General features: G+C 71.5%; 19 protein-coding genes and 1 riboswitch. Of the genes, 11 read left to right on the top strand and 8 right to left on the bottom strand.

The window, feature by feature from the left end:
- Positions 1–57: 57 nt before the first annotated feature.
- The gene (locus tag ACZ5Y0_RS20755) at positions 58–1,479 is read left to right on the top strand and encodes a DNA polymerase IV (protein WP_469130140.1); all 1,422 of its coding nucleotides are present in this window, start codon (positions 58–60) and stop codon (positions 1,477–1,479) included.
- 481 nt (positions 1,480–1,960) lie between these two features.
- Here ACZ5Y0_RS20755 and ACZ5Y0_RS20750 read toward each other — a convergent pair whose 3' ends face one another.
- On the bottom strand, positions 1,961–2,332 hold the full coding sequence (locus ACZ5Y0_RS20750; RefSeq protein WP_469130161.1) for a PRC-barrel domain-containing protein: 372 nt from the start codon (positions 2,330–2,332) through the stop codon (positions 1,961–1,963).
- A 117-nt stretch (positions 2,333–2,449) separates the two neighbouring features.
- Positions 2,450–2,545: riboswitch (glycine riboswitch) on the top strand.
- Between the two features lie 183 nt (positions 2,546–2,728).
- Between ACZ5Y0_RS20750 and gcvP the strand changes: the two genes are divergently transcribed.
- Complete coding sequence (gene gcvP / locus ACZ5Y0_RS20745; protein ID WP_469130139.1) at positions 2,729–5,614, top strand: aminomethyl-transferring glycine dehydrogenase; 2,886 nt, start codon at positions 2,729–2,731, stop codon at positions 5,612–5,614.
- 71 nt (positions 5,615–5,685) lie between these two features.
- Here the strand turns inward: gcvP and ACZ5Y0_RS20740 are convergent, their stop codons facing one another.
- The 4 genes from ACZ5Y0_RS20740 to ACZ5Y0_RS20725 all read right to left on the bottom strand — a co-directional run bounded on the left by ACZ5Y0_RS20740 (position 5,686) and on the right by ACZ5Y0_RS20725 (position 8,991).
- On the bottom strand, positions 5,686–6,777 hold the full coding sequence (locus ACZ5Y0_RS20740) for an ABC transporter ATP-binding protein (protein ID WP_469130138.1): 1,092 nt from the start codon (positions 6,775–6,777) through the stop codon (positions 5,686–5,688).
- Positions 6,774–7,607 carry a molybdate ABC transporter permease subunit gene (modB, locus tag ACZ5Y0_RS20735; RefSeq protein ID WP_469130137.1) on the bottom strand — a complete coding sequence of 278 codons (834 nt, stop codon included), beginning with the start codon at positions 7,605–7,607 and terminating at the stop codon, positions 6,774–6,776. The genes ACZ5Y0_RS20740 and modB overlap by 4 nt, the downstream gene beginning before the upstream one ends.
- Positions 7,604–8,425, bottom strand: coding sequence for a molybdate ABC transporter substrate-binding protein (modA, locus tag ACZ5Y0_RS20730; protein WP_469130136.1), 822 nt, complete (start codon positions 8,423–8,425; stop codon positions 7,604–7,606). Before modA ends, modB begins: the two co-directional genes overlap by 4 nt.
- A 170-nt stretch (positions 8,426–8,595) precedes the next feature.
- Positions 8,596–8,991 (bottom strand): TOBE domain-containing protein, encoded by a 396-nt coding sequence (locus tag ACZ5Y0_RS20725; RefSeq protein WP_469130135.1) that lies wholly within the window; start codon positions 8,989–8,991, stop codon positions 8,596–8,598.
- A gap of 722 nt (positions 8,992–9,713) precedes the next feature.
- Here ACZ5Y0_RS20725 and ACZ5Y0_RS20720 point away from each other — a divergent pair.
- From ACZ5Y0_RS20720 to ACZ5Y0_RS20705, 4 genes are all read left to right on the top strand, one after another.
- A complete protein-coding gene (locus ACZ5Y0_RS20720) occupies positions 9,714–11,006 on the top strand; it encodes an extracellular solute-binding protein (protein WP_469130160.1) in 1,293 nt (430 codons plus the stop codon).
- Between the two features lie 6 nt (positions 11,007–11,012).
- Positions 11,013–12,011, top strand: a complete 999-nt coding sequence (locus ACZ5Y0_RS20715) for a carbohydrate ABC transporter permease (protein WP_469130134.1) — start codon at positions 11,013–11,015, stop codon at positions 12,009–12,011.
- A gap of 62 nt (positions 12,012–12,073) precedes the next feature.
- A complete protein-coding gene (locus tag ACZ5Y0_RS20710; RefSeq protein ID WP_469130159.1) occupies positions 12,074–12,838 on the top strand; it encodes a carbohydrate ABC transporter permease in 765 nt (254 codons plus the stop codon).
- 56 nt (positions 12,839–12,894) lie between these two features.
- Entirely contained in the window at positions 12,895–13,956 is a 1,062-nt protein-coding gene (locus ACZ5Y0_RS20705; RefSeq protein WP_469130133.1) for an endo-1,4-beta-xylanase, read from the top strand.
- A 442-nt stretch (positions 13,957–14,398) separates the two neighbouring features.
- On the opposite strand, the gene ACZ5Y0_RS20700 is transcribed toward ACZ5Y0_RS20705, so the two are convergent.
- Complete coding sequence (locus ACZ5Y0_RS20700; protein ID WP_469130132.1) at positions 14,399–14,605, bottom strand: DUF5999 family protein; 207 nt, start codon at positions 14,603–14,605, stop codon at positions 14,399–14,401.
- Between the two features lie 356 nt (positions 14,606–14,961).
- Positions 14,962–15,546 (bottom strand): hypothetical protein, encoded by a 585-nt coding sequence (locus ACZ5Y0_RS20695; protein WP_469130131.1) that lies wholly within the window; start codon positions 15,544–15,546, stop codon positions 14,962–14,964.
- A 578-nt stretch (positions 15,547–16,124) separates the two neighbouring features.
- Here ACZ5Y0_RS20695 and ACZ5Y0_RS20690 point away from each other — a divergent pair.
- Together ACZ5Y0_RS20690 and ACZ5Y0_RS20685 are read left to right on the top strand one after the other, a co-directional pair.
- Positions 16,125–17,642 carry a glutamate-cysteine ligase family protein gene (locus ACZ5Y0_RS20690; protein ID WP_469130130.1) on the top strand — a complete coding sequence of 506 codons (1,518 nt, stop codon included), beginning with the start codon at positions 16,125–16,127 and terminating at the stop codon, positions 17,640–17,642.
- Positions 17,643–17,802: 160 nt separating this feature from the next.
- Positions 17,803–18,582, top strand: coding sequence for a CPBP family intramembrane glutamic endopeptidase (locus ACZ5Y0_RS20685; RefSeq protein ID WP_469130129.1), 780 nt, complete (start codon positions 17,803–17,805; stop codon positions 18,580–18,582).
- Positions 18,583–18,659: 77 nt separating this feature from the next.
- Here the strand turns inward: ACZ5Y0_RS20685 and ACZ5Y0_RS20680 are convergent, their stop codons facing one another.
- Entirely contained in the window at positions 18,660–19,469 is an 810-nt protein-coding gene (locus ACZ5Y0_RS20680; RefSeq protein ID WP_469130128.1) for a PhzF family phenazine biosynthesis protein, read from the bottom strand.
- A gap of 76 nt (positions 19,470–19,545) precedes the next feature.
- Here ACZ5Y0_RS20680 and ACZ5Y0_RS20675 point away from each other — a divergent pair, with 76 nt between their 5' ends.
- The 3 genes from ACZ5Y0_RS20675 (at position 19,546) to ACZ5Y0_RS20665 (ending at position 22,450) form a co-directional block, all read left to right on the top strand.
- A complete protein-coding gene (locus tag ACZ5Y0_RS20675) occupies positions 19,546–20,604 on the top strand; it encodes an NAD-dependent epimerase/dehydratase family protein (RefSeq protein ID WP_469130127.1) in 1,059 nt (352 codons plus the stop codon).
- Between the two features lie 510 nt (positions 20,605–21,114).
- Positions 21,115–21,537 (top strand): DUF7144 family membrane protein, encoded by a 423-nt coding sequence (locus ACZ5Y0_RS20670; RefSeq protein WP_469130126.1) that lies wholly within the window; start codon positions 21,115–21,117, stop codon positions 21,535–21,537.
- Between the two features lie 70 nt (positions 21,538–21,607).
- The gene (locus tag ACZ5Y0_RS20665; RefSeq protein ID WP_469130125.1) at positions 21,608–22,450 is read left to right on the top strand and encodes a class II glutamine amidotransferase; all 843 of its coding nucleotides are present in this window, start codon (positions 21,608–21,610) and stop codon (positions 22,448–22,450) included.
- Positions 22,451–22,530 lie beyond the last annotated feature (80 nt).

The following is a 22,530-nucleotide window of genomic DNA, read 5'->3' as shown; positions in this document are numbered from 1 at the left end:
GGCCGCGCGGACGGCTGCGCGACGTCATTGTCAGTGGCGTGGTGCAGCATCGGAGATGTGAGAAACGCGCCCACCATCCTGCACCTCGACATGGATGCCTTCTTCGCGCAGGCGGAACAGGCGTCCAAGCCGAGCCTGCGCGGGAAAGCCGTGGTCGTGGGCGGGCTCGGCCCGCGCGGGGTGGTGGCGACCGCCTCGTACGAGGCACGGGTCTTCGGGGTGCACTCGGCGATGCCGATGGCCCAGGCACGCCGGCTCGCCCCGAACGCCGCGTACCTGGTACCGCGGGGCGCGTTCTACCGCCAGATCAGTGACCAGGTCATGGCGTTGCTGCGGGCACTGTCCCCGCTGGTGGAGCCGCTCAGCCTCGACGAGGCGTTCGTGGATCTGGAGGCCGGGGAGGCGGCCTGGGACAGCGAGTCGGCGCGGCTGGCCGGGGTGCGGCTGCGCGCCGACATACGGGCGGTCACCGGGCTCACCGGGTCGGTGGGGCTGGCCGCCTCGAAGATGCTCGCCAAGATCGCCTCCGAGCAGGCCAAACCGGACGGTCTGGTGGTGATCGAGCCGGGCACCGAACGGGCCCTGCTCGCGTCGATGTCGGTGCGGACGCTGCCGGGGGTCGGTCCGGCGACCGGCGACCACCTGAGGCGGGCCGGGATCGCCACGGTCGGGGAGATGGCCGAGGCGGGGGAGGACGAGCTGGTACGGCTGCTGGGCAAGGCGCACGGGCACGCGCTGTACGCCATGGCGCTGGCCCGCGACGACCGGCCCGTGGTCGCCGAACGGGGAACCAAGTCGGTGTCGGTGGAGGACACCTACGACGTGGACATCCACGACCGGGTGCGGGTGGAGCTGGAGGTGCGGCGGCTGGCCGACCGGTGTGTGCGGCGGCTGCGGGGAGCGGGGCTGTCGGGGCGGACCATCGTGCTGAAGGTGCGGCGGTACGACTTCTCCACGCTCACCCGGTCCGAGACCCTGCGGGGGCCCACGGACGACCCGGTGGTGGTGCGGGAGGCGGCGGCGCGGCTGCTGGACGCGGTGGACACGACGGGCGGTGTACGCCTCCTCGGCGTGGGCGTCAGCGGGCTGGCCGACTACACGCAGGAGGACCTCTTCGCGCAGGCGGCCGAGGTACGGGCGGCCGGGATGCGGGCGGACGGGCCCGAGGACGAATTGCCGCAGGAGCCCGCCGTGGCGGAGGCCGTGCCCGCGGAGCACCGGTGGCGGCCGGGGCTCGACGTGCGCCACTGCGAGCTGGGCCACGGGTGGGTGCAGGGCAGCGGGCTGGGGAGGGTCACCGTGCGGTTCGAGACACCCGACTCGGAGGTGGGCCGGGTGCGGACCTTCCGGGTCGACGATCCCGATCTGGAGCCTGCGGATCCGCTGCCGCTGGTCCGGCGAAGACCGGACGAGCAACAGGTCCCGGGCGGGGCCGGCGAAGTGCCCGTGGTGCGGTCACCGCAGGGGAGTGGCCGGTGACGGGACCGAGTGGAGTGCTGTCCGGTGGCGGACGAGAACGGACGGGTCCGGCCGGGTCTCGGCGGTGCGGCGTGACGAGGTGCGGGCGGGCGTGCGAACGGGTCACCGGGTGGGCTGCGGGACACGAGGACGTCGGCGGGGCGCCGCTCGTCGGATCCGGGGCGCGGGGGCGGGGGCACCGGGACGGGCGGACTCGGACATCGATCTCGTCGCGCTGACGACCGAGCCCGGCCGGTATGCCGACGACGACGCCCGGGTGCGTGACTCGCCCCGGGCGGCCTGATCCGCAATCACGGGCCGGGGGCCGCCACCGCATGGCGGCACTTCGCCGTCTCCGGGCTGGAGGTCGAGGTCGGATCGGTCCCGTCGACGGGCGCACCGATCCCGTCGGTTCCCGCATGCGACGCGTCACCGGCGGGCCCGGCCCCTCCATGACCCGAGGGCTCCTGGCGGCGCTGGGTCACGGGTGCGTCCGCTCCGGTCAGGTCTCCTCCTTGCCCGCCAGTCTGCCGAAGTCGCGGTCCGGGAGCGGCGGAGGGGCGCCCACGTCGAGGCCGTAGTGGTGGTAGAGCTGGAGTTCCTGGTCGGGGGAGAGGTGTCGGCCCACGCCGAAGTCAGGGGCGTCCCTGATCAGGGCGCGGTCGAAGGGGACGTGGAGGGTGCCCTCGATCAGTTCGCTGGGCTCCAGGGGGACGAAGGCGTCCCTGCTGAACAGGCCGGTCCGTATGGCCGCCCATTCCGGCACGCCGGTCGCGTCGTCGAGGTAGACCTCGTCGATGACGCCGATCTTGGTGCCGTTGCGGTCGAACGCCTTGCGGCCGATCAGGTTGCGCGGATCGATGTCGGTCTGCACGAGACCCCTCCACTTGGTCACACACTCATCCGTAAGCACTACGAAAGAGCACATCGGGGGCGGCGGCCACTCGAAAGGAGGCCTCGTTGACCTCGCTGGTAGTCTGGCAACGGCTGCTGACCCCGTGCGGGAGAGTCCTCCGGAGATCGCCGGAGGCGCCGAAGGAGCAAATCCTCCCCGGAATCTCTCAGGCTCACGTACCGCACGGACGAGGTCACTCTGGAAAGCAGGGCGGGTGCCGACGGCGTCGACGGCTTCCGCTCTCACCGACGGTGAAAGCCGGGTGCCCTCGGGCGGCCGGTGAAGCTCTCAGGTTGAGATGACAGAGGGGGAGGCCGTCCGGGTACCCGCCAGTGGTGCCCCTCGAAGGTCGTGTCTGACCAGGAGGCCTCCGCAATGACCGCCCATCGCATTCCGCTCTCCGACCTCGAACAGGGAATCCCCTTCGAGCAGCGCCACATCGGGCCCGACCAGGAGGCGCGGGCCAAGATGCTCGCGCAGGTCGGCTACGGCTCGCTCGACGAGCTGACCGCCGCCGCGGTCCCCGATGTGATCAAGAACGCCGACGCGCTGGACCTGCCGGGCGCACGGACCGAGGCCGAGGTGCTGGCCGAGCTGCGGTCGCTGGCCGCCCGCAACCAGGTCCTGGACTCGATGATCGGGCTCGGCTACTACGGCACCTTCACCCCGCCGGTCATCCTGCGCAACGTCATGGAGAACCCGGCCTGGTACACGGCCTACACGCCGTACCAGCCGGAGATCTCGCAGGGCCGGCTCGAGGCGCTGCTGAACTTCCAGACCATGGTCGCCGATCTGACCGGGCTGCCGACCTCCGGCGCATCGCTGCTCGACGAGGGCACGGCGGCGGCCGAGGCGATGGCTCTGTCCCGGCGCATGGGGAAGAACAAGAAGGGCCTCTTCCTGATCGACGCGGACGCGCTGCCGCAGACCGTCGCCGTGATCGAGACCCGTGCCGAGCCGACCGGCGTCGAGGTCGTCGTCGCCGACCTCAGCGACGGCATCCCGGCCGACATCGCCGCGCGCGAGATCAACGGCGTACTGATCCAGTACCCGGGCGCCTCCGGAGCCGTACGGGACCTGAAGCCGGTCATCGAGCAGGCGCACGAGCTGGGGGCGCTCGTCACCGTTGCCGCCGATCTGCTCGCGCTGACGCTGCTGACCTCACCCGGTGAGCTGGGCGCGGACATCGCGATCGGTACGACGCAGCGGTTCGGTGTGCCGATGGGCTTCGGCGGGCCGCACGCCGGTTACCTGGCCGTCCAGGAGAAGTTCGCGCGCAGCCTGCCCGGCAGGCTCGTGGGCGTGTCCGTCGACGCCGACGGCAACAGGGCGTACCGGCTGGCGTTGCAGACCCGTGAGCAGCACATCCGCCGGGAGAAGGCGACCAGCAACATCTGTACGGCGCAGGTGCTGCTCGCCGTCATGGCCGGCATGTATGCCGTCTACCACGGGCCCGAGGGGCTCCGGGCGATCGCGCGGCGGACCCACCGCTACGCCTCGATCCTGGCCGCCGGGCTCACCGCCGCCGGCGTCGAGGTCGTGCACGGCTCCTACTTCGACACCCTGACCGTGCGGGTGCCCGCGAAGGCCGCCGAGGCCGTCGCCGCCGCGCGGGACAACGGCGTCAACGTGCACCTCGTCGACGCCGACCACGTGTCGATCGCCTGCGACGAGACCACCGGGCGGGCCCAGATCGCCGCCGTCTGGCGGGCCTTCGGGGCCGAGGGCGACATCGAGGCCCTCGACGCGGCCACGCAGGACACCCTCCCCGCCGACCTGCTGCGCGGCGACGAGATCCTCACCCACCCCGTCTTCCACCAGCACCGCTCCGAGACCGCGATGCTGCGCTACCTGCGCAGGCTGGCAGACCGCGACTACGCGCTCGACCGGGGCATGATCCCGCTGGGTTCGTGCACCATGAAGCTCAACGCCACCACCGAGATGGAGCCGGTCACCTGGCCCGAGTTCGGTCAGCTGCACCCCTTCGCGCCCGCCGAGCAGGCGCGGGGCTACCTCACGCTCATCCATGAGCTGGAGGAGCGGCTCGCCGAGGTCACCGGCTACGACAAGGTGTCCCTTCAGCCGAACGCCGGGTCGCAGGGCGAGTTCGCCGGACTGCTCGCCGTACGCGGATACCACCGGGCCAACGGCGACGAGCAGCGGACCGTGTGCCTGATCCCGTCCTCCGCGCACGGCACCAACGCCGCCAGTGCCGTGATGGCCGGGATGAAGGTCGTCGTCGTGAAGACCGCCGACGACGGTGAGATCGACGTCGAGGACCTGCGGGCGAAGATCGAGAAGCACCGGGACGAGCTGGCCGTGCTGATGATCACCTACCCGTCGACGCACGGGGTGTTCGAGGAGCACGTCGCCGACATCTGCGCGCAGGTGCACGAGGCGGGCGGCCAGGTGTACGTCGACGGCGCCAACCTCAACGCGCTTGTCGGGCTCGCCAAGCCCGGGCATTTCGGCGGCGACGTCTCGCACCTGAACCTGCACAAGACGTTCTGCATCCCGCACGGCGGCGGCGGTCCGGGCGTGGGCCCGGTGGCCGTACGGTCGCACCTGGCGCCGTATCTGCCGAACCACCCGCTCCAGCCGGAGGCCGGGCCCGCGACGGGTGTGGGGCCGATCTCGGCCGCGCCGTGGGGTTCCGCGGGGATCCTGCCGATCTCGTGGGCCTATGTGCGGCTCATGGGCGGCGAGGGGCTGAAGCGGGCCACGCAGGTGGCCGTGCTGTCCGCCAACTACGTCGCCAAGCGACTCGAGCCGCACTACCCGGTGCTCTACACGGGTCCCGGCGGGCTGGTCGCGCACGAGTGCATCATCGATCTGCGTCCGCTGACGAAGGCGACCGGTGTCAGCGTGGACGACGTGGCCAAGCGGCTCATCGACTACGGCTTCCACGCGCCGACGATGTCGTTCCCGGTGGCCGGGACGCTGATGATCGAGCCGACCGAGTCGGAGGACCTGGCCGAGCTGGACCGGTTCTGCGAGGCGATGATCGCCATCCGCGGCGAGATCGAGAAGGTCGGGGCCGGTGAGTGGCCCGCCGAGGACAACCCGCTGCGGGGCGCTCCGCACACGGCCGCCGCGCTGGGCGGCGGGTGGGACCACGCCTACACGCGCGAGGAGGCCGTCTTCCCGGCCGGCGTGTCCGCCGCCGACAAGTACTGGCCGCCGGTGCGCCGCATCGACCAGGCCTTCGGCGACCGGAACCTGGTCTGCTCCTGCCCGCCGCTGGACGCGTACCAGGACTGATCCGCCGGTTGTTACGTCATGAGGCCCGCGTCCCGGTCGGGGCGGGGGCCTCACGGCGTGTCGTGGGCGGCTCAGGCGGGGTAGGCGTGCGTCTGGGCCGCCTTGACCGTGGCCCACACCGTGGCGCCGGGACGCAGGTCGAGTTCCGCGGCGGCGACCGTGGTGAGATCGGCGGCCAGCGGGAGTTCGCCGGTGAGGTCGGCGCGGATCTGGTCGCCGTGGGTCTCCAGGCCGGCGACCGCGCAGCGCCACAGGTTGCGGGCGCTGGAGCCGGTGGGACGGTCGCGGTGGAGGGTGACGGCGCTCGGCGGGAACGCGACGAACACGGGCCCGGACAGGACCTCCGTGGTGGTCACCGCGGGGCCGGCGTCGAGGCGGACCGTGTGGCCGTCGGAGCGGCCGCGGTAGAGGTTCAGGCCGACGAGCTGCGCGATGTAGTCGGTACGTGGATGGCGGGCGATGTCGGAGGGGGCGCCCTCCTGCACGACCGTGCCGTGCTCGACGACGACCAGGCGGTCCGCGAGGACCATGGCGTCGAGCGGGTCGTGCGTGACGAGTACGGCGACCGCCTCGAACTCGGCCAGGTGGCGCCGGAGTTGGGCGCGCACCTCCAGGCGGGTGCGGGCGTCCAGGGCGGCGAGGGGTTCGTCGAGCAGGAGCAGCCGGGGGTGGGTGGCCAGGGCGCGGGCCAGGGCGACCCGCTGGGCCTGGCCACCGGAGAGCGAACGTGGTCTGGCGCCGGCGTGCTCGGCGAGGCCCATCCGCTCCAGCCACCCGGCGGCCAGGGAACGTGCCTCGGCCTTGCTCGCGCCGTGGCAGCGCGGTCCGAACGCCACGTTGTCCAGGGCGCTGAGATGCGGGAACAGCAGGTAGTCCTGGAAGACCACCCCGACCGGGCGGGACTCCGGCGGCGTACGCTCCAACGGGTTGCCGTCCAGGTGGAGCCGGCCGCCGGTGAGCGGCACCAGGCCGGCGAGGGCGCGCAGGGCCGTCGTCTTGCCGGCGCCGTTCGGGCCCAGCAGGGCGACGACGTCGCCGGGAGCGGCGCTCAGGGCGATGTCGAGGCGGAAGGCGCCCCGGTCGACGACGAGGTGGGCGTCGAGGCCGTCGGCCGTGCCGGGGGTGCGGCCGGGGGCGTCCGTCGCGCGGTCGGGGGTGTTCATGAGGCGGTCATCCAGCGGTCGCGCAGGCCCGCCAGCACGGCGATGGAGACGGCCAGCAGCACCAGGCTGAGCGCGATGGCGGCCTCGGGGTCGTTCTGTAGGGCGAGATAGACGGCGAGCGGCATCGTCTGGGTACGGCCGGGGAAGTTCCCCGCGAAGGTGATCGTCGCGCCGAACTCGCCCAGCGCTCGTGCCCAGGCCAGCACGGCGCCCGCCGCGATGCCCGGCGCGATGAGGGGCAGCGTGACCCGGCGGAACGCGGTGAGGCGGGAGGCGCCCAGGGTGGTGGCCGCCTCCTCGTAACGGCGGTCGGCGGCGCGCAGTGTGCCTTCGACACTGATGACGAGGAACGGCATCGCCACGAAGGTCTCCGCGAGGACGACGCCGGCCGTGGTGAACGGCAGGGTGACTCCGAACCAGGCGTCCAGCCACCGTCCGACCACGCCGTTGCGGCCGAGGGCGAGCAGCAGGGCCACCCCGCCCACGACCGGCGGCAGGACCAGCGGGAGCGTCACCAGCGCCCGCACGAGCCCCCGGCCGGGGAATTCGGTGCGGGCCAGCAGCCAGGCCAGGGGCACGCCGACGACCAGGCTCACGGCGGTCGCCGACGTGGCGCAGACCAGGGACAGTCGCAGGGCCTGCCATACCTGCGGGCTGGCCAGCTGCTCGGGGAGGCTCTGCCAGGGTGCCCGGATCAGCAGGGCGACGAGGGGCAACAGCAGGAAGGCCAGGCCCAGCAGGGCGGGCAGCAGGAGGGCAGTGGGGACGCCGGTGCGGATCCGGCCGGGACGCCGGTCGCCCTCGCGGGTGTCGGAGGCGGGGGGCGTCACGGCTTCAGGAACCCGGCCTCGGTCAGCGCCCTCTGGCCCTCGGCGGAGCGCACGAGGGTGACGAAGGCCTTGGCGGCCTCGGCGTTCCCGGCGTCCTTGAGCGCCACGATGGGGTACTCGTTGACGGCGTCGGCCGACTCGGGGAAGTCCACGCCCTCCACCTTGTCACCCGCCGCGCGCACATCGCTCCTGTACACCACCGCGGCGTCGGCCTCCTTGAGCTCCACCTTCGTCAGGGCGCTCTTGACGTCCTGCTCGTAGGAGACGGGGGTGAGCGTCAGCCCGCTCGCGTCGAGGGCCTTCTGGGCCGCGGTGCCGCACGGAACGGTCTTGTCGCACAGGACGACCTTGAGGCCGGACTTGGTGAGGTCCTCGAGGGAGGCGACGTGGTGGGGGTTGCCCGGCAGGGTGGCGATCTCCAGCTGGTTGCGGGCGAAGGCGACCGGGGCGGAGGCGTCGGCCCCGGCCTCCGTCACGATCGCCATCGTCCTGCTGCTGGCGGCGGCGAACACGTCGGCGGGGGCGCCGCTGGTGATGCTCGCGGCGAGGGCGTCGCTGCCGCCGAAGTTGAGGACGACCTTCGTGCCGGGGTGGGTCTTCTCGAACTTCCTGCCCAGGGCCGTGAAGCTCTCCTGGAGGGAGGCCGCCGCGAAGACGGTCACCGTGCCGGACAGCTGCGCCGGACCTGACGCGGGGGACCCGGCCCCGGACGAGGTGCCGTCGGAGGAGGAGCAGGCGCTCAGCACCAGCAGCGCGGCGACCAGCGCGCCCGTGGCGCGGGGTGTGCGGCGGCCCAGGCGAACTGATCGGGTCGTCACGGTGCGCTCCTCGCTGTCGTCGCGGCCCCGGACGGGCCCCTGCCGCGATGATACTGCCGCAGGTGCGAGGCACAGGTCAGCTGTGGCCACGCATACGCGGGAAGGATCGGGCCTGGAGGTCCGCAGGTGCGACAGGCGTTCGGTGCTCGGCCGGCGGTGTCCGGCTAGTCTCAGGCGCGGTCGATGTGGACGTTGGTCGACTTCACGCGGGCCGTGGCCTCCATGCCGACCTCCAGGCCGAGTTCCTCGACGGCCTCGCGGGTCAGCAGGGAGACGAGGCGGTGGGGGCCCGCCTGGATGTCGACCTGGGCGGCGACGTCGCCCAGTTTGATCGCGGTGACGATGCCGGGGAACGCGTTGCGGGCCGAGGTGTAGGAGGCGCCGCCCTCCTCGCCACCGGATCCGGCGAGTTCGACCGAGAACGCGGCGAGGTCCCCGCCGTCGATGAGGCGTCGTCCGGTGTCGTCGCGGTGCGTCGGCACCCGGCCCGCGTCCGCCCAGCGGCGTGCGGTGTCGGGGCTCACGCCGAGCAGGCGCGCGGCCTGGCCGATGGTGTAGGACTGCATGCCGGCCACGATAGGGGGCAGGTCGGGGTGGGGGAGGAGCGGGCCTGCGCGTACGGCCGTACGGCGGTCGTTCGTGTCGTAGGGATCGCAGGTCGGCGCGGAGGGACGCCCCCGCCGGCCCGCGTGACGCGGGAGCGGCGGGTGCGGTCCGGTTCCGCCACGCTCTCACGGGTGGCCGGGGCGCGCTCTCTCTGGCCGAACAGGGCCGTCGCCGTCGTCCGGGGGTTCGCCGGCGCCCGTATCCACGGACTGCCCGAGTTCTGGGCGGCCGGTGCGGGGTCTCGTAGGGGGTGTCGGGCGACACGGCCTGCCGTCGCCCGTGTCGAGAAGCCGGGGAAGGACGACCCCCGAGGGCCGAACCCCTCAATCTGCCGCGCGGGTCGCGCGTCAACCTCCTCGCACTCGACGTCGCGTCGAGGCACCGATCGCCGGCGGGCAACGAGTCCCTCCGGCTCGCCGTGGGGCCGACGCGCGGTCTTGTCCCTCCCGGGACGGCCCTCTACAGTCCGCTCCGTAAAGTTCGCCGATCAGGGCGAATGTTTCGGCCTGTTCGATCTGTCGGACCTCTCACAGTGATGCGGGAAGTTCTCTGCGCCCCAGGGGTTGCCACCCGTCCGAGGCTATCCCTAGGGTGCGGCAGCAGCGAAGCTTTCTGGATTGCGACCGAAACTTTCGATCTCGCGGGTGGCCCTGGGGTCGCCCAGTACCCCAAGGAGCACATGATGGGCGACTCGGGACTCTCCCGACGAGGCTTCCTGGCGGCCTCCGCCGCGGCCGGTCTTGGCATGACGGCACTGAGCGCCTGCGGCGGCGACTCGGACGGAGGGTCGTCGGGGACGACCACCATCGAGTGGTGGAACATCTCCACCACCCAGCCGACCAAGGACGTCTGGGCCGCGCTCGCCAAGCAGTTCGAGGCCCAGAACCCCAAGGTGAGGATCAAGATCGTCCAGCTCGAGAACGACGCCTACAAGTCGAAGATGACCGCGCTGACCGCCTCCGGGAAGCTGCCCGACATCTTCCACACCTGGGGTGGGGGCGTACTGAAGCAGCAGGTCGACGCCGGACTCGTCGAGGACCTCACCGACCGCACCGAGGACTGGGCGGACGCCCTGCTGCCCGTCGCCAAGGAGCCGTACCTGCTGGGCGACAAGGCCTACGGCATCCCGTTCGACGTCGGCATGATCGGCTTCTGGTACAACAAGGCCCTCTTCGAGCGGGCCGGCGTCAGCGCGCCGCCCACCACCTGGAGCGGATTCCTCGACGCCGTGAGGAAGTTGAAGTCCGCCGGCATCACCCCGCTCGCCCTGGCCGGCAAGGAGAAGTGGCCCGGCATGTACTACTGGGCCTACCTCGCCATGCGCACCGCCGGGATCGACGCCCTCCAGAAGGCCGACGAGGACAAGGACTTCACCGGGGACGGCTTGGTCCAGGCGGGGCAACACCTCCAGGACCTGGTGGACCTCCAGCCGTTCCAGAAGGGCTTTCTCGGCGCCGCCTACTCCAGCCCCACCGGGCAGGCCGCCACCGTCGGCAACGGCAAGGCCGCGATGGAACTCATGGGCCAGTGGGCGCCGGTGGTGGAGGCCGACGCCGGCAAGGGACTCGGCGCCGACCTCGGGTTCTTCCCGTTCCCCGAGGTCGAGGGCGGGCAGGGCAAGCTCACCGAGGTGTTCGGCGGAGGCGGCGGGCACGCCCTGCGCGCCGACGCCCCGCAGGAGGCCGTCGACTTCCTCAAGTTCTTCGCCTCCGCCACCACCGACAGCGAACTGGTCAAGAAGACCGGTGTGCTGCCCGTGGTGCCCGCCGCCGAGAGCGCGCTGACCGACCCCAACCTCAAGGCCGTACAAGCCCAGTTGAAGGCCGCCACCGGCTTCCAGCTCTACCTCGACCAGGCGTACGCACCGGCCCTCGGCCAGGAGATCAACGACAGCGTCGCCGCTCTGATAGCCGGCTCCAAGTCACCCACGCAGGTCGCCCAGTCGATCACCAAGGTCGCGAAGGAAGAGCAGTAGCCGGCGATGACCTCGACCTACCTCCCGGACAAGCGCAGCGGCCCGGACGTCGGTTCGCCGCCCCCGGCCGCCGAAGCCGCCCGCGGGCGGGCCCGGCGGCGCGCACGCCACTGGCTCACCGCCGTCGTCTTCCAGGTGCCCGCCCTGGTGCTGTTCGGCGTGCTGGTGCTGCTGCCGATGCTGTTCGCGCTGTACGCCTCGTTCTTCCGCTGGGGTGGCTTCGGCATGCCCGAGGACTACATCGGCGGCGACAACTTCACCCGCCTCCTCGACGACCCGGTCTTCCTCGGCGACCTGTGGCGCTGTCTGCTCCTGGTCGTGCTCTCGCTCGTGATCCAATTGCCGTTCGCGCTCGCCCTGGCGGTCGCGCTCAACCAGCGCATCCGCGGGCGGGCCGTCTACCGGACGCTGTTCTTCGCGCCGTACATCCTCTCCGAGGCGATCACCGGCGTGCTGTTCGCCATGATCTTCGCGCCCGACCAGGGCCTCGCCGACCACGTGCTCGGGGCGGTCGGTCTGGACGGCCTGGGCGGGGAGTGGTTCGCCGACCCGTCCACCGTCATGGCCACCCTGTTCCTCGTCATGACGTGGAAGTACTTCGGCTTCCACATGATGCTCTACCTGGCCGGACTCCAGTCCATCCCGGCCGAGTTGACCGAGGCCGCACTCATCGACGGCGCCGGGTCCTGGCAGCGCTTCCGCCACGTCACCCTGCCGCTGCTCGCACCGACCCTGCGGATCAGCGTCTTCCTGTCCGTCATCGGCTCGGTCCAGCTGTTCGACCTGGTGTGGGTCACCACCGCGGGCGGCCCCGACCACCACTCCGAGACGATGGCCGTGACCATGTTCCAGTACGGCTTCAAGCGCTACCAGGTCGGCTACGCCAGCGCGATCAGCGTGGCCATGTTCGCCATCAGCCTCGTCTTCGCCCTCGCCTACCAGCGGTTCGTGCTCCGCCGCGATCTCGAGGGGGCCACCACCACCATGAGAGGAGGCGGCTCGTGAGCGCCCGCAGGACAGGCCGTACTTTTCCGTTGCACATCGTCCTCGTCGCCGCCGGCACGGCGATGGCGGTCCCCCTCGTCTACGCCGTCCTGTCCGGCTTCAAATCGACCGACGAACTGTCCCGCAACCCCATCGGCCTGCCCGACTCGTGGGTGACCTCCAACTACACCGACATCCTCGGCTCAGGCGCGTTCTGGCAACTGGTCGGCAGCAGCACCCTGATCGCGGTCGGTACCACCGTGGTCGTGGTCGCGGTGTCCGCGCTCGCCGCCTTCTCCTTCGCCCGGTTCACCTTCCGCGGCCGCGAGGCGCTGTTCACCCTGTTCACGATGGGGCTGATGTTCCCGTTCGCGGTGGCGGCCCTGCCGCTGTTCCTGCTGTTGCGCCAGCTCGGCCTGCTGGACAACCCACTCGGGGTGATCCTGCCGCAGGCCGCCTTCGGACTGCCGATGACCATCGTCATCCTGCGGGGCTTCTTCCGGGAGATACCCGCGGAGCTGGAGGAGGCGGCCACTCTCGACGGCTGCGGCCCCCTCGGCTTCTTCTGGCGCATCCTGCTGCCGATGGCCCGTCCCGCCCTCGGAACGGTCTCCGTGCTGGCGGTGGTGGGCAGTTGGAACAACTTCTTCCTGCCGCTGCTGGTGTTCACCGACTCCACCTGGTGGACGATCCCCATCGGCGTGCAGCAGTTCCAGGGCCAGTACTCGGCGGAGTACGCCCGCGTCTTCGCGTATCTCGTCCTCGCCATGGTCCCCGCCCTGGCCTTCTACTCCGTCGCCGAGCGCCAGCTCGTCGGCGGACTCACCGCCGGCGCCACGAAGGGGTGACGAGCGCGCCCGAGACGTACGGCCCGACGACACCACCGATCGTGAGGAGTCGCACCATGCCCCGCACCCCCCGCACCCGCCTCGGACTCGCCGGAGTCCTCGCCGCCGTCCTGGTCGGCACCGGTGTCGTCACCGGCCCGTCCGCACAGGCGCACGAGAAGCCCCGGACGCTCGCCGACCTCGCCGAGCGTCACGGCCGCTACTTCGGCAGCGCCACCGACAATCCCGAACTCACCGACACCGCCTACACGGACATCCTCCGCGACGAGTTCGACATGATCACTCCCGGCAACGGCATGAAGTGGTACGCCACCGAACCCCGGCAGGGCGTCTTCGACTTCTCCGCCGGCGACGAGATCGTGAACCTCGCCCGCGCCGGCCACCAGAAGATCCGCGCCCACACCCTCGTCTGGCACAGCCAGCTGCCCGGCTGGCTCACCGAACGGGAGTGGACGGCCCCCGAGCTGCGGGCCGTCCTGAGGAACCACATCCAGACCGAGGTGCGGCACTACCGCGGCAAGGTCTACTCGTGGGACGTCGTCAACGAGGCGTTCAACGAGGACGGCACCTACCGGGAGACGGTCTTCTACAAGACGCTGGGCCCCGGCTACATCGCCGACGCCCTGCGCTGGGCCCACCAGGCCGACCCCAAGGCCAGGCTCTACCTCAACGACTACAACGTGGAGGCCGTCGGCCCCAAGAGCGACGCCTACCACGACCTCGCCAAGGAACTGAAGGCGCAAGGAGTCCCGCTGCACGGCTTCGGCCTCCAGGCACACCTCGCCCTCCAGTACGGTTATCCGGCGAGCCTGGAGGACAACCTCCGCCGTTTCGGACGCCTCGGCCTGGACACCGCGCTCACCGAGGTCGACGTACGGATGCAGCTGCCCGCGACCGAGGCGAAGCTGGCCCAACAGGCTGACTGGTACCGGGACATGACGAAGGCGTGCCTCGCGGTACGGCGGTGCGCCGGGATCACCCTCTGGGACTACACGGACAAGTACTCGTGGATCCCCGCGTTCTTCCCGGGCGAGGGAGCGGCCCTGCCGTGGGACGAGCAGCTCGCGCCGAAGCCGGCGTACCACGCGATCCGAGATGCGCTGAAGCAGAGGCGTTGAAGTGGAGGCGCTGCACCAGGGTGCCGACGCGAACGCTGCCCCGAGACGACCAGGGATTCGGCGACGGCGACGGCGACGCCGGCCGGCGCCGGCCCGTTGGCCGGGGGAAGCGGGCCCGTGAGCGGAGCAGTCGCGGCGGGCTCGCGGTCAGGTCGATCCCGCGATGGCCGAGGGACAGCAGGCGCTGGGTGGCGCCAGACCCCCAGCCGGACACAGGAGGGAACTCGTGGGAACACGGGGAGTGAACACTCCCGGACGCGCGTCGGGGCCGGCGCGCAGCGGCGGCTGCGGTCCGGCCCCTCGGGTCGGCGGACGGTGTTTCCTGGGTGCCGTCCGCGTGATGCCGAGGCGGTGCTGCGCAGGTGGACTCATCAAGCGGTCCGATCGGACGGTGCGAGGTTCTCGCACACCCCGATCAGCCATGGTGCTCAGCAGGTGGTGCTCAGGCGGCCGTGACGATCCGGCCCCCGGTCAGCGGGCGGTGCGGTGCGATGATCCGGCCGTCCGGCAGGATCTCGCCGGTGTCCTCGAAGAGCAGGACGCCGTTGCACAGCAGGCTCCAGCCCTGTTCCGGGTGGTGCGCCACGAGGCGGGCGGATTCCCGGTCGGCGGAGTCGGCTGTCGGGCACGGTGGCTGGTGCTGGCACATGGAGGGGATCTCTCGCTCTGGCGTGGTGTGCGGAAGGTGTGTCGTGTCAGTCTCGCGGCGTGAAACGTCGTTCATGGCCGCCCCCCGTTGTGATAAGTCGGTCGGAACCCAGTGTTGCCCTACGGGCGTCGATCCGCAGGGATTTCGCGGCACCGCTACTCACAGGTTCAGGACGCGTCACCCGCGCGAGCGGTTCATTCCCACCGCACGGTCACTTCGGGTGGTTCCGGCTGGCCGAATGGGGCTAGTCCGCATGGCCCGGAGTCCGCACGGTCCGCCTCGGGCCGGTGCAGCGGCGCACCGTACCCCGCCACCGGGGCCGCGGTGGCGGGGTACGGGGGCTGCGGGCGTACGGGTCAGGCCGGTGAGCCGAGCAGCGGCGGCCGGGCCACCCGGAGGCTGAGGACCGGCAGCAGTTCGGCGACCCGGTGCGGGCGGTGCGCGGCGATGCCGGGTGGTGCGGGGGCCAGCGGCACCAACAGGTCGGTCGCCGCCGGATGACCGGTGGTGCCGTCCGAGGCGCAGTCGCCGTGCAGCCACAGGGTGAGCATGTACAGGCTGGGCACGGACAGCAGGCGCGCCTGGTACGGCTGGGTCGTCGACTCGGCCTGGCGCAGTGCCAGTTCGGTGGAGGCGAGGTACGGGCCTTCGAAGAAGTGCGCGAAGGTCCAGCCGTCCGGGGTCAACCGGGTCTCGGCCGCGGCGAGCGTCCGGTCGCCGCAGCGGATCAGGAAGCGCCAGCCGGCCAGCCTGGTGGCGGACACGCCCTCGGGGGTGATCCGGTCCAGGACGTGCAGGGGCAGCGGGAGTTCCGGGGTGACGGGTCCCTGGGCGGTACGCAGGGAGGGAGTCCTCGCCTCGCGGACCGCGGTGGGGGAACCGAGTGCCGTGAGGACGGAGCGCAGGGCGGGCGCGGGAGCCGGGGGGACATGCAGCGGCATGGTGGGTCGCCTCTCATTCGACAGGCACGGTGGCACGAGGGCGTGGGTGGGGCGGACGGCGCTGTCAGCTCTCAGGGTGAGGTCGGAGAGGCGGGGGCCGGGGTCTGGGAACGAGGGTGCGCCTGCGGCCTGCCGTGCGTCCCGGGGACGACGACAGGCTGCTTCGACCGCGGGTGTCCACCTTCTCTGCCTTGTTCGCAAAGTTTATACGACACGTGTTCAGACTGTGTTTCGTCTAGCCGCTTCGGGGATACTCGTCAAGTTTCCATCAGGACGGCGATACGTGTGAATCATCCCGATTCGAAGCGGGGTGCGGCTCGATGACCTCAGGATATGCAAAGGCAGCGGTCGGCCTATTCTCGTCGGCGTTTTTCACGAGATGCCGAGTTCGTGCATCGGCCGAATGCCGCATGCCCCGTGAATGTGCCTCCGGTCACCCCCACGGCTTCGGTCAGAGTAGCGGGTGCCATGCCGGGTAGGTGACGTTATCGATCGACGGGGCCGGGCATCATCCCACCTGACCCCGGTGACACCGGCGGGCCGGATCCTCGGACCGCCCACGCGAGGAGGGACGCCCGATGGGGGAGAAGGTCGTGGCAGGCGCGTTCGACCTGTCCGATCGTCAGCGCTACCGCGACAAGTTGCGACAGTGTCTGACGGTGCTGGAGCGGCTGCTGGCCCAGCAGAGCTTCGACCGCCCCAAGAATCTCATGGGGCTGGAGATCGAGCTGAATCTCGCGGGCGCCGACGGTCTGCCGAAAATGCTGAACGGTGAAGTGCTGGAGCGGATCGCCAGCCGAGATTTCCAAACAGAACTCGCCATGTTCAATCTGGAAGTGAACATAGCTCCACACCGGTTGGGCGGGCGGGTATTCGACCGGCTCGCGGAGGAAGTCCGCACATCGCTGGCATATGCCCACCGAAAGGCGGGCGAGGTCGACGCCGGAATCGTCATGATCGGTATTCTGCCGACTCTCGACCGTGACGACCTGGTCACGTCCAACCTCTCCGATGTCGACCGCTACACCCTCCTCAACGACCAGATCGTGGCCGCCCGCGGCGAGGAGTTCCTGCTCGACATCGACGGCGTGGAGCATCTGTCCTGCACCTCGAAGTCGATCGTCCCGGAGGCCGCCTGCACCTCCGTGCAGCTGCACCTCCAGGTCACGCCGGACCGCTTCGCCGACGTGTGGAACGCCGCGCAGGCCGTCGCCGCCGCCCAGATCGCCATCGGCGCCAACTCGCCGTTCCTCTTCGGCCGCGAGCTGTGGCGCGAGTCCCGGCCCCCGCTGTTCCAGCAGGCCACCGACACCCGGCCGCCGGAACTCCAGGCGCAGGGCGTGCGCCCGCGGACCTGGTTCGGCGAGCGCTGGATCAGCTCCGCGTACGAGCTGTTCGAGGAGAACCTGCGCTATTTCCCCGCCCTGCTGCCCATCTGCGACGACGAGGATCCGACGGAGGTCCTGGCGGCCGGTGGCACCCCCAAGCTCGCCGAGCTGGTCCTGCACAACGGCACCGTCTACCGCTGGAACCGCCCCGTCTACGGCATCGCCGACGGCGTGCCGCACCTGCGCGTCGAGAACCGTGTCCTGCCCGCCGGCCCGACGGTGACCGATGTCGTCGCCAACGCGGCCTTCTACTACGGCGTGGTCCGCGCCCTGGCCGAGGAATCACGGCCGGTCTGGACCCGGATGCCCTTCGAGACCGCCGCCGCCAACTTCGACGCCGCCTGCCGCTACGGCATCGACGCCCGCCTGCGCTGGCCCCGGCGCGGCCGCCTGGGGGGCGTCGCGGAGGTCGACGCGGTGAGCCTCGTACGTGACGAGCTGCTGCCGCTGGCCGAGGCCGGGCTGGACGCGTGGGGCGTGGAGCCGGCCGACCGGGACCTGTATCTGGGAATCATCGAGGAGCGGTGCCGGCGGCGGACCAACGGGGCGAGCTGGCAGGTGGCGACGTTCCATCGCGCGCTGGATGCCGGGCTGTCGCGGGACGAGGCGCTGGCGGCGACGACCCGGCGCTACGCGGAACTCAGTCATCAGGGGGAGCCGGCGCACACCTGGCCGGTGGGACTGCCGGAGCCCGTCCCCACCGGGTGAGAGCGCGAGGGGCGCGGGAGCCCGGATCCCGCGCCCCTCGACGCGTGGCCCGTGCGCCGGATCCGCGTGGAGTGGGGTCGCCGCCGGTCGCATCGCACCGATCGGGCAAGCTGTGACGTCCGACGGTGGTGCGGCAGGTGCGAAGGTGGAGGCCCGGTAGGTGGCTGGTTCTTTTCCGCAGGAGCAGTTCTCCCGACGCGTCCTCCGGGACGAGACGCTGCTCGTCCTGGGCGTCTCGCTCGGTGCGAGTGGCGTCTCCGCCCTGATCAGTTTCGTCGGATCGGTCACCGAGCCGGGCGGCCTCAAGGACCAGGCGGCGACCCTCAACGCCTCGGCCGCGCCTGGCCGTCCCTGGCTCGATCTCGCCTGGCAACTGTTCGGGATCGCCAGTGCCCTCGTCCCCGTCGCGCTCGTCGCGCACCTCCTGCTGCGTGAGGGACAGGGCCTGCGCATCCTCGGCTTCGACCGCACCCGCCCCTGGCCGGACCTCGGCCGTGGCACCGCGATCGCCGCCGTCATCGGCAGCTCCGGCATCGCCTTCTACCTTGCCGCCCGCGGCCTCGGCTTCAACCTCACGGTGGTCCCCGAGGCGCTGCCCGACGTGTGGTGGAAGTACCCCGTGCTGATCCTTTCGGCGCTCCAGAACGCGATCCTCGAAGAGGTCGTCGTCGTCGGGTACCTGCTGCGCCGCCTCCGCCAGCTGGGATGGACACCGGTCGGCGCCCTGGCGGCCAGCTCCGTGCTGCGCGGCTCGTACCACCTCTACCAGGGCGTCGGCGGGTTCGTCGGCAACATGGTCATGGGCGTGGTGTTCGTCTTTCTGTACCGGCGCTGGGGGCGGGTGGGGCCCCTGGTCGTCGCACACTCCCTGCTCGACATCGGAGCCTTCGTCGGATACGCGCTGCTGGCGGGCAAGGTGGACTGGCTGCCCACGGCATGAGGGCAAGCGGCGTACGGCCCTGGCCCGGGGCCTGACGTCGACCGCATGCCCAGGCGGACGCCGAACACCGGCGCCGCCTACGCGAGCAGGTCGCCCTCGATGACGGTGACCGCGCGGCCCTTCAGCAGGGTGCGGGCGCCGCGCAGTTCGGTCCGCACGTGACCGGAGCGCGGTGAGGCCTGGAGACCGGTCAGCTCGGCGCGGCCGAGGCGACCCGACCAGAACGGCGCCAGGGCCGTGTGGGCGCTGCCGGTCACCGGATCCTCGTCGATGCCGACGTTCGGGAAGAAGCAGCGGGAGACGAAGTCGTGGCCGAGGCCGGGGCGTCCGGCGCGGGCGGTGGCGATGACGCCGCGCGCGGAGTGGGCGCACAGGGCCCTGTGGTCGGGGCGCAGCGCGCGAACGGTCTCCTCGTCGGCGAGTTCGATCAGCAGGTCGCCGACGTCCGGGCCGGTGTCGAAGGCCGCCAACGGTTCGGCGCCCAGGGCCTCGGCGACACCGTCGGGGACCTCCACGCGTGTGAGCGGGGCGGTCGGGAAGTCCAGGGTGATCGAACCGTCCTCGGCCGGCGTCGCGACGAGCACGCCGCTCCGGGTCGCGAACCGCACCGGCCCCGAGTGGGCGCCCGTGCTGTACAGGACGTGAGCGGTGGCGAGCGTGGCGTGACCGCACATCGCCACCTCGGTGACGGGCGTGAACCAGCGCAACGCCCAGTCCGCCTCGCCGCCCGGCGGCAGCGGGTGCGAGAACGCCGTCTCGGCCTGGTTGACCTCCAGGGCCACGTTCTGGAGCCGGTCGTCGCCCGGGAAGGCGTCGAGCAGGAGGACCCCGGCCGGGTTCCCGGCGAAGGGGCGGTCGGTGAAGGCGTCGACGATTCGGATCCGCATGTGGCGACGGTAGGCGGCGGGGGCCGACGAGGGCCAAGGCCAATCGTCGAGTCCTGGACCGGTCGGGGAACCGGCCGTGCGTGCCCGGACGTTGGTCGCGGTGTGGGCGACCGGCCTCGGCGGGCGTGACGACTGGCGGAAGGACATCTCCCTGAACGGCACCAGGACGAGGAGCGACGAGGGCACACTGGTGCTGACGGGTGCGACGGGCTTCATCGGGTCCCACGCGCTCGGCGCGCTGCTGGGTCGGGGAGCACGGGTGCGCGCCCTGGTCCGCACGATCCCCCGGGACGGAGTGAGGGCGGGGGCCGTGAAAGCCGGGTCCGTCGAGTGGGTGCGCGGAGATCTGACCGAGCCGGACGTGGTGCGCGGTCTGTGCGAGGGCGCTCGGACCGTCGTCCACCTGGCCTCGTACATCGGCGGGGACGAGCGACTCTGCGAGGCGGTCAACGTCGACGCCACCCGCGCGCTGATGGCCGAGGCCCGGCGGGCCGGCGTCCACCGCGCGGTGCACCTGTCGACGGCAGCGGTGTACGGCGCCGGCCCGCACCGGGGCATCGCCGTGGACGAGATTCCCGCCGAGCCGGCCTCCGTCGTGAGCCGGACCCGACTGGCCGGGGAGGCCTACGCCAGGGAGGCCGGCGCGGTCGTCCTGCGGCCGGGGATCGTGCTCGGGGCCGGGGACCGCTGGGTCGTGCCCGGCCTGCGGGAACTGGTCGAGCGGGTGCCGGCCGAGTGGGACGGCGGCCGTGCCCTGCTGTCGGTGGTCGACGTCGGTGACCTGGCCCGTCTGATCGCCGCCATCGCCACCGGGCCGCATCCGGTGCCCCCCGGCGTGTACCACGTGGGCCACCCCGACCCCGTGCGCGTCGGTGACCTGCTGGCGGTGCTGGCGGAGCACGGCGTGCTGCCGCCCCGCCCTGACGTCGACTGGCCCTGGGCCACCTGTGTGGAGCGTCTGCGGTCCACGCCCGGCCGGGCGTCGGAACGCCAGTTCGCCCTGCTCGGCCGCGACCACTGGTACCGCGCGGACGAGGTCTGGAAACTGACGGCCGAGCCACCGGGCCCCGGCCCGCTGAGCCGCCTGAGGGCCGCGGCGCAGTGGTACCGGGAGCGGGTGGGACCAAGCGCCTGAGGCACCAAGGGGCGTGACCAGGCGGCAGGTGCCACGAGGCCGTCAGGGCGACCCCGCCCCTCGGTCGCACCGGGTAGACCGTCGCCGCTTCGCCGATGCGGCGACGGTGGGTGAGACCGCGGTGCTCCGGACGACCTCGGTGCTGCGAGCGGCGCGTACGAGCCCACGGGAGCCCCCTCTCCGTGCCCGACACGCGGGCATCCACCCGGCGGGAAGCAGGGGTGACATCCCTGGGGCCCACCGGTCCCCCACATCGCTCAGGGGCACGGACGCCTCCCACCGCGCGAACTCACGGAGACGCTGGGATGCTGGAGGGAGCGTTGCCCAAGGCATGACGAGAAGTGGCGGTGAGCGCCATGACCGGGCTTGAGGAGGGCGATCCGGATCACTGCGCTTCCCGCAGTGCTTGACGGAACCGATCCCGGCGTCCGACCTCTGCGCCCCGTTCCCGTGGCGTCCGCGTCCGCCTTCGGCCGACGAACACCCACGACACCGAATCGAGGCGACGGTATGAGCTCGACTCACACTTCGCACACCGGGACCACCAAGCAGCACTGGGCCGAGGGCCTGACGGTGTTCGCGGCCGTGATCCTCATGCTCGCAGGAATCCTGGACATCTTCCGCGGCATCATGGGCATCGCCGAGGACGACGTCTTCGTCACGACCCGCAGCTACGTCTTCGAGTTCGACCTCACCGGCTGGGGCTGGATCCATCTCGTGCTCGGCGCGGTAGCCGTGATCATCAGCCTGGGACTCTTCCGGGGGGCGATGTGGGCACGGGTCTCCGGGGTGGCCATCGCGGCACTCATCGTCATCGCCAACTTCCTGTCGCTGCCGTACTACCCGGTCTGGTCCGTCGTGATGATCGCCTTCTCCGGGTTCGTCATCTGGGGCCTGTGCGTGTCGCGGTCGGACACCGCCTCGCTGCGGTAGCCAACCTTCCGCGCGCGGGCGGGCGTCAGCCGTCCGCGCGCGTCCCGAACGGCCAGGAAGGCGGCGCGCGATGTGCCGATGGCTCGCCTACTCGGGTACGCCCGTCCTGCTCGAGACGATCCTCTACAAGCCGACGCATTCACTGATCGACCAGAGTCTGCATTCCCGGATGGGTGTCGAGACGACCAACGGCGACGGCTTCGGAGTCGGCTGGTACAGACCGGAACTGCGGACCCCGGCCATCGTCCGGGAGATCGGCCCGGCGTGGAGCAACCGCAATCTGCGGGAGATCGCCGGTCATGTCCGTTCCCCCCTCTTCTTCGCCCATATCCGCGCCTCGACGGGGTCGGCGGTGCAGCAGACCAACTGCCACCCGTTCCGCCACGACCGCTGGATGTGGATGCACAACGGCGCGATCGCGGAGTTCCACCGCGTACGGCGGGACCTCGCGCTCGCCGTCGACCCGGAGCTGTTCCTCGACATGGAGGGCTCCACGGACTCCGAGATGATGTTCTACCTGGCCCTCACCTTCGGCCTGGAGCAGGACCCGCCGGGCGCCGTCGCGCGCATGGCGGGCCTCGTGGAACGGACCGGTCATGAGCACGGGGTGGAGTTCCCGCTCCAGATGACGCTGGCCCTGACGGACGGCGAGCGGCTGTGGGGCTTCCGCTATTCCAGCCAGAAGGCTTCGCGCTCGCTGTTCTACAGCACCCGGGTGGAGACTCTGCGCTCCCTCCACCCGGACGTGGAGTTCCTGCGCGGGGTCGCCGACGGCACCCGCCTCATCGTGTCCGAACCCCTCGGTGACCTCCCCGGCGCCTGGAACGCGGTCCCCGAGAGCACCTACGGCGTGGTGCAACCCGAGGGCGACGAGATGCTCCCGTTCGCTCCGCTCGAGCCGGCCGTGGCCTGATACCCGTCCATGTCCCGCCCCACGGGGACCCACTGAAATCGCGTCACGCCCCGTCCGGCAGGCCGGGGCGCCGGTGGAGC

This window comes from Streptomyces sp. NPDC033216, from assembly GCF_055577115.1.
Note: the sequence above shows the minus strand (reverse complement) of the source record. Positions and strands in the feature narration are given on the sequence as shown.

Coding starts and splice junctions, on each gene's coding strand:
- gcvP (WP_469130139.1), top strand. CDS start 2,729: ATGACCGCCCATCGCATTCCGCTCTCCGACCTCGAACAGGGAATCCCC.
- ACZ5Y0_RS20740 (WP_469130138.1), bottom strand. CDS start 6,777: ATGAACACCCCCGACCGCGCGACGGACGCCCCCGGCCGCACCCCCGGC.
- ACZ5Y0_RS20725 (WP_469130135.1), bottom strand. CDS start 8,991: ATGCAGTCCTACACCATCGGCCAGGCCGCGCGCCTGCTCGGCGTGAGC.
- ACZ5Y0_RS20720 (WP_469130160.1), top strand. CDS start 9,714: ATGGGCGACTCGGGACTCTCCCGACGAGGCTTCCTGGCGGCCTCCGCC.
- ACZ5Y0_RS20715 (WP_469130134.1), top strand. CDS start 11,013: ATGACCTCGACCTACCTCCCGGACAAGCGCAGCGGCCCGGACGTCGGT.
- ACZ5Y0_RS20710 (WP_469130159.1), top strand. CDS start 12,074: ATGGCGGTCCCCCTCGTCTACGCCGTCCTGTCCGGCTTCAAATCGACC.
- ACZ5Y0_RS20705 (WP_469130133.1), top strand. CDS start 12,895: ATGCCCCGCACCCCCCGCACCCGCCTCGGACTCGCCGGAGTCCTCGCC.
- ACZ5Y0_RS20700 (WP_469130132.1), bottom strand. CDS start 14,605: ATGTGCCAGCACCAGCCACCGTGCCCGACAGCCGACTCCGCCGACCGG.
- ACZ5Y0_RS20695 (WP_469130131.1), bottom strand. CDS start 15,546: ATGCCGCTGCATGTCCCCCCGGCTCCCGCGCCCGCCCTGCGCTCCGTC.
- ACZ5Y0_RS20690 (WP_469130130.1), top strand. CDS start 16,125: ATGGGGGAGAAGGTCGTGGCAGGCGCGTTCGACCTGTCCGATCGTCAG.
- ACZ5Y0_RS20680 (WP_469130128.1), bottom strand. CDS start 19,469: ATGCGGATCCGAATCGTCGACGCCTTCACCGACCGCCCCTTCGCCGGG.
- ACZ5Y0_RS20670 (WP_469130126.1), top strand. CDS start 21,115: ATGAGCTCGACTCACACTTCGCACACCGGGACCACCAAGCAGCACTGG.
- ACZ5Y0_RS20665 (WP_469130125.1), top strand. CDS start 21,608: ATGTGCCGATGGCTCGCCTACTCGGGTACGCCCGTCCTGCTCGAGACG.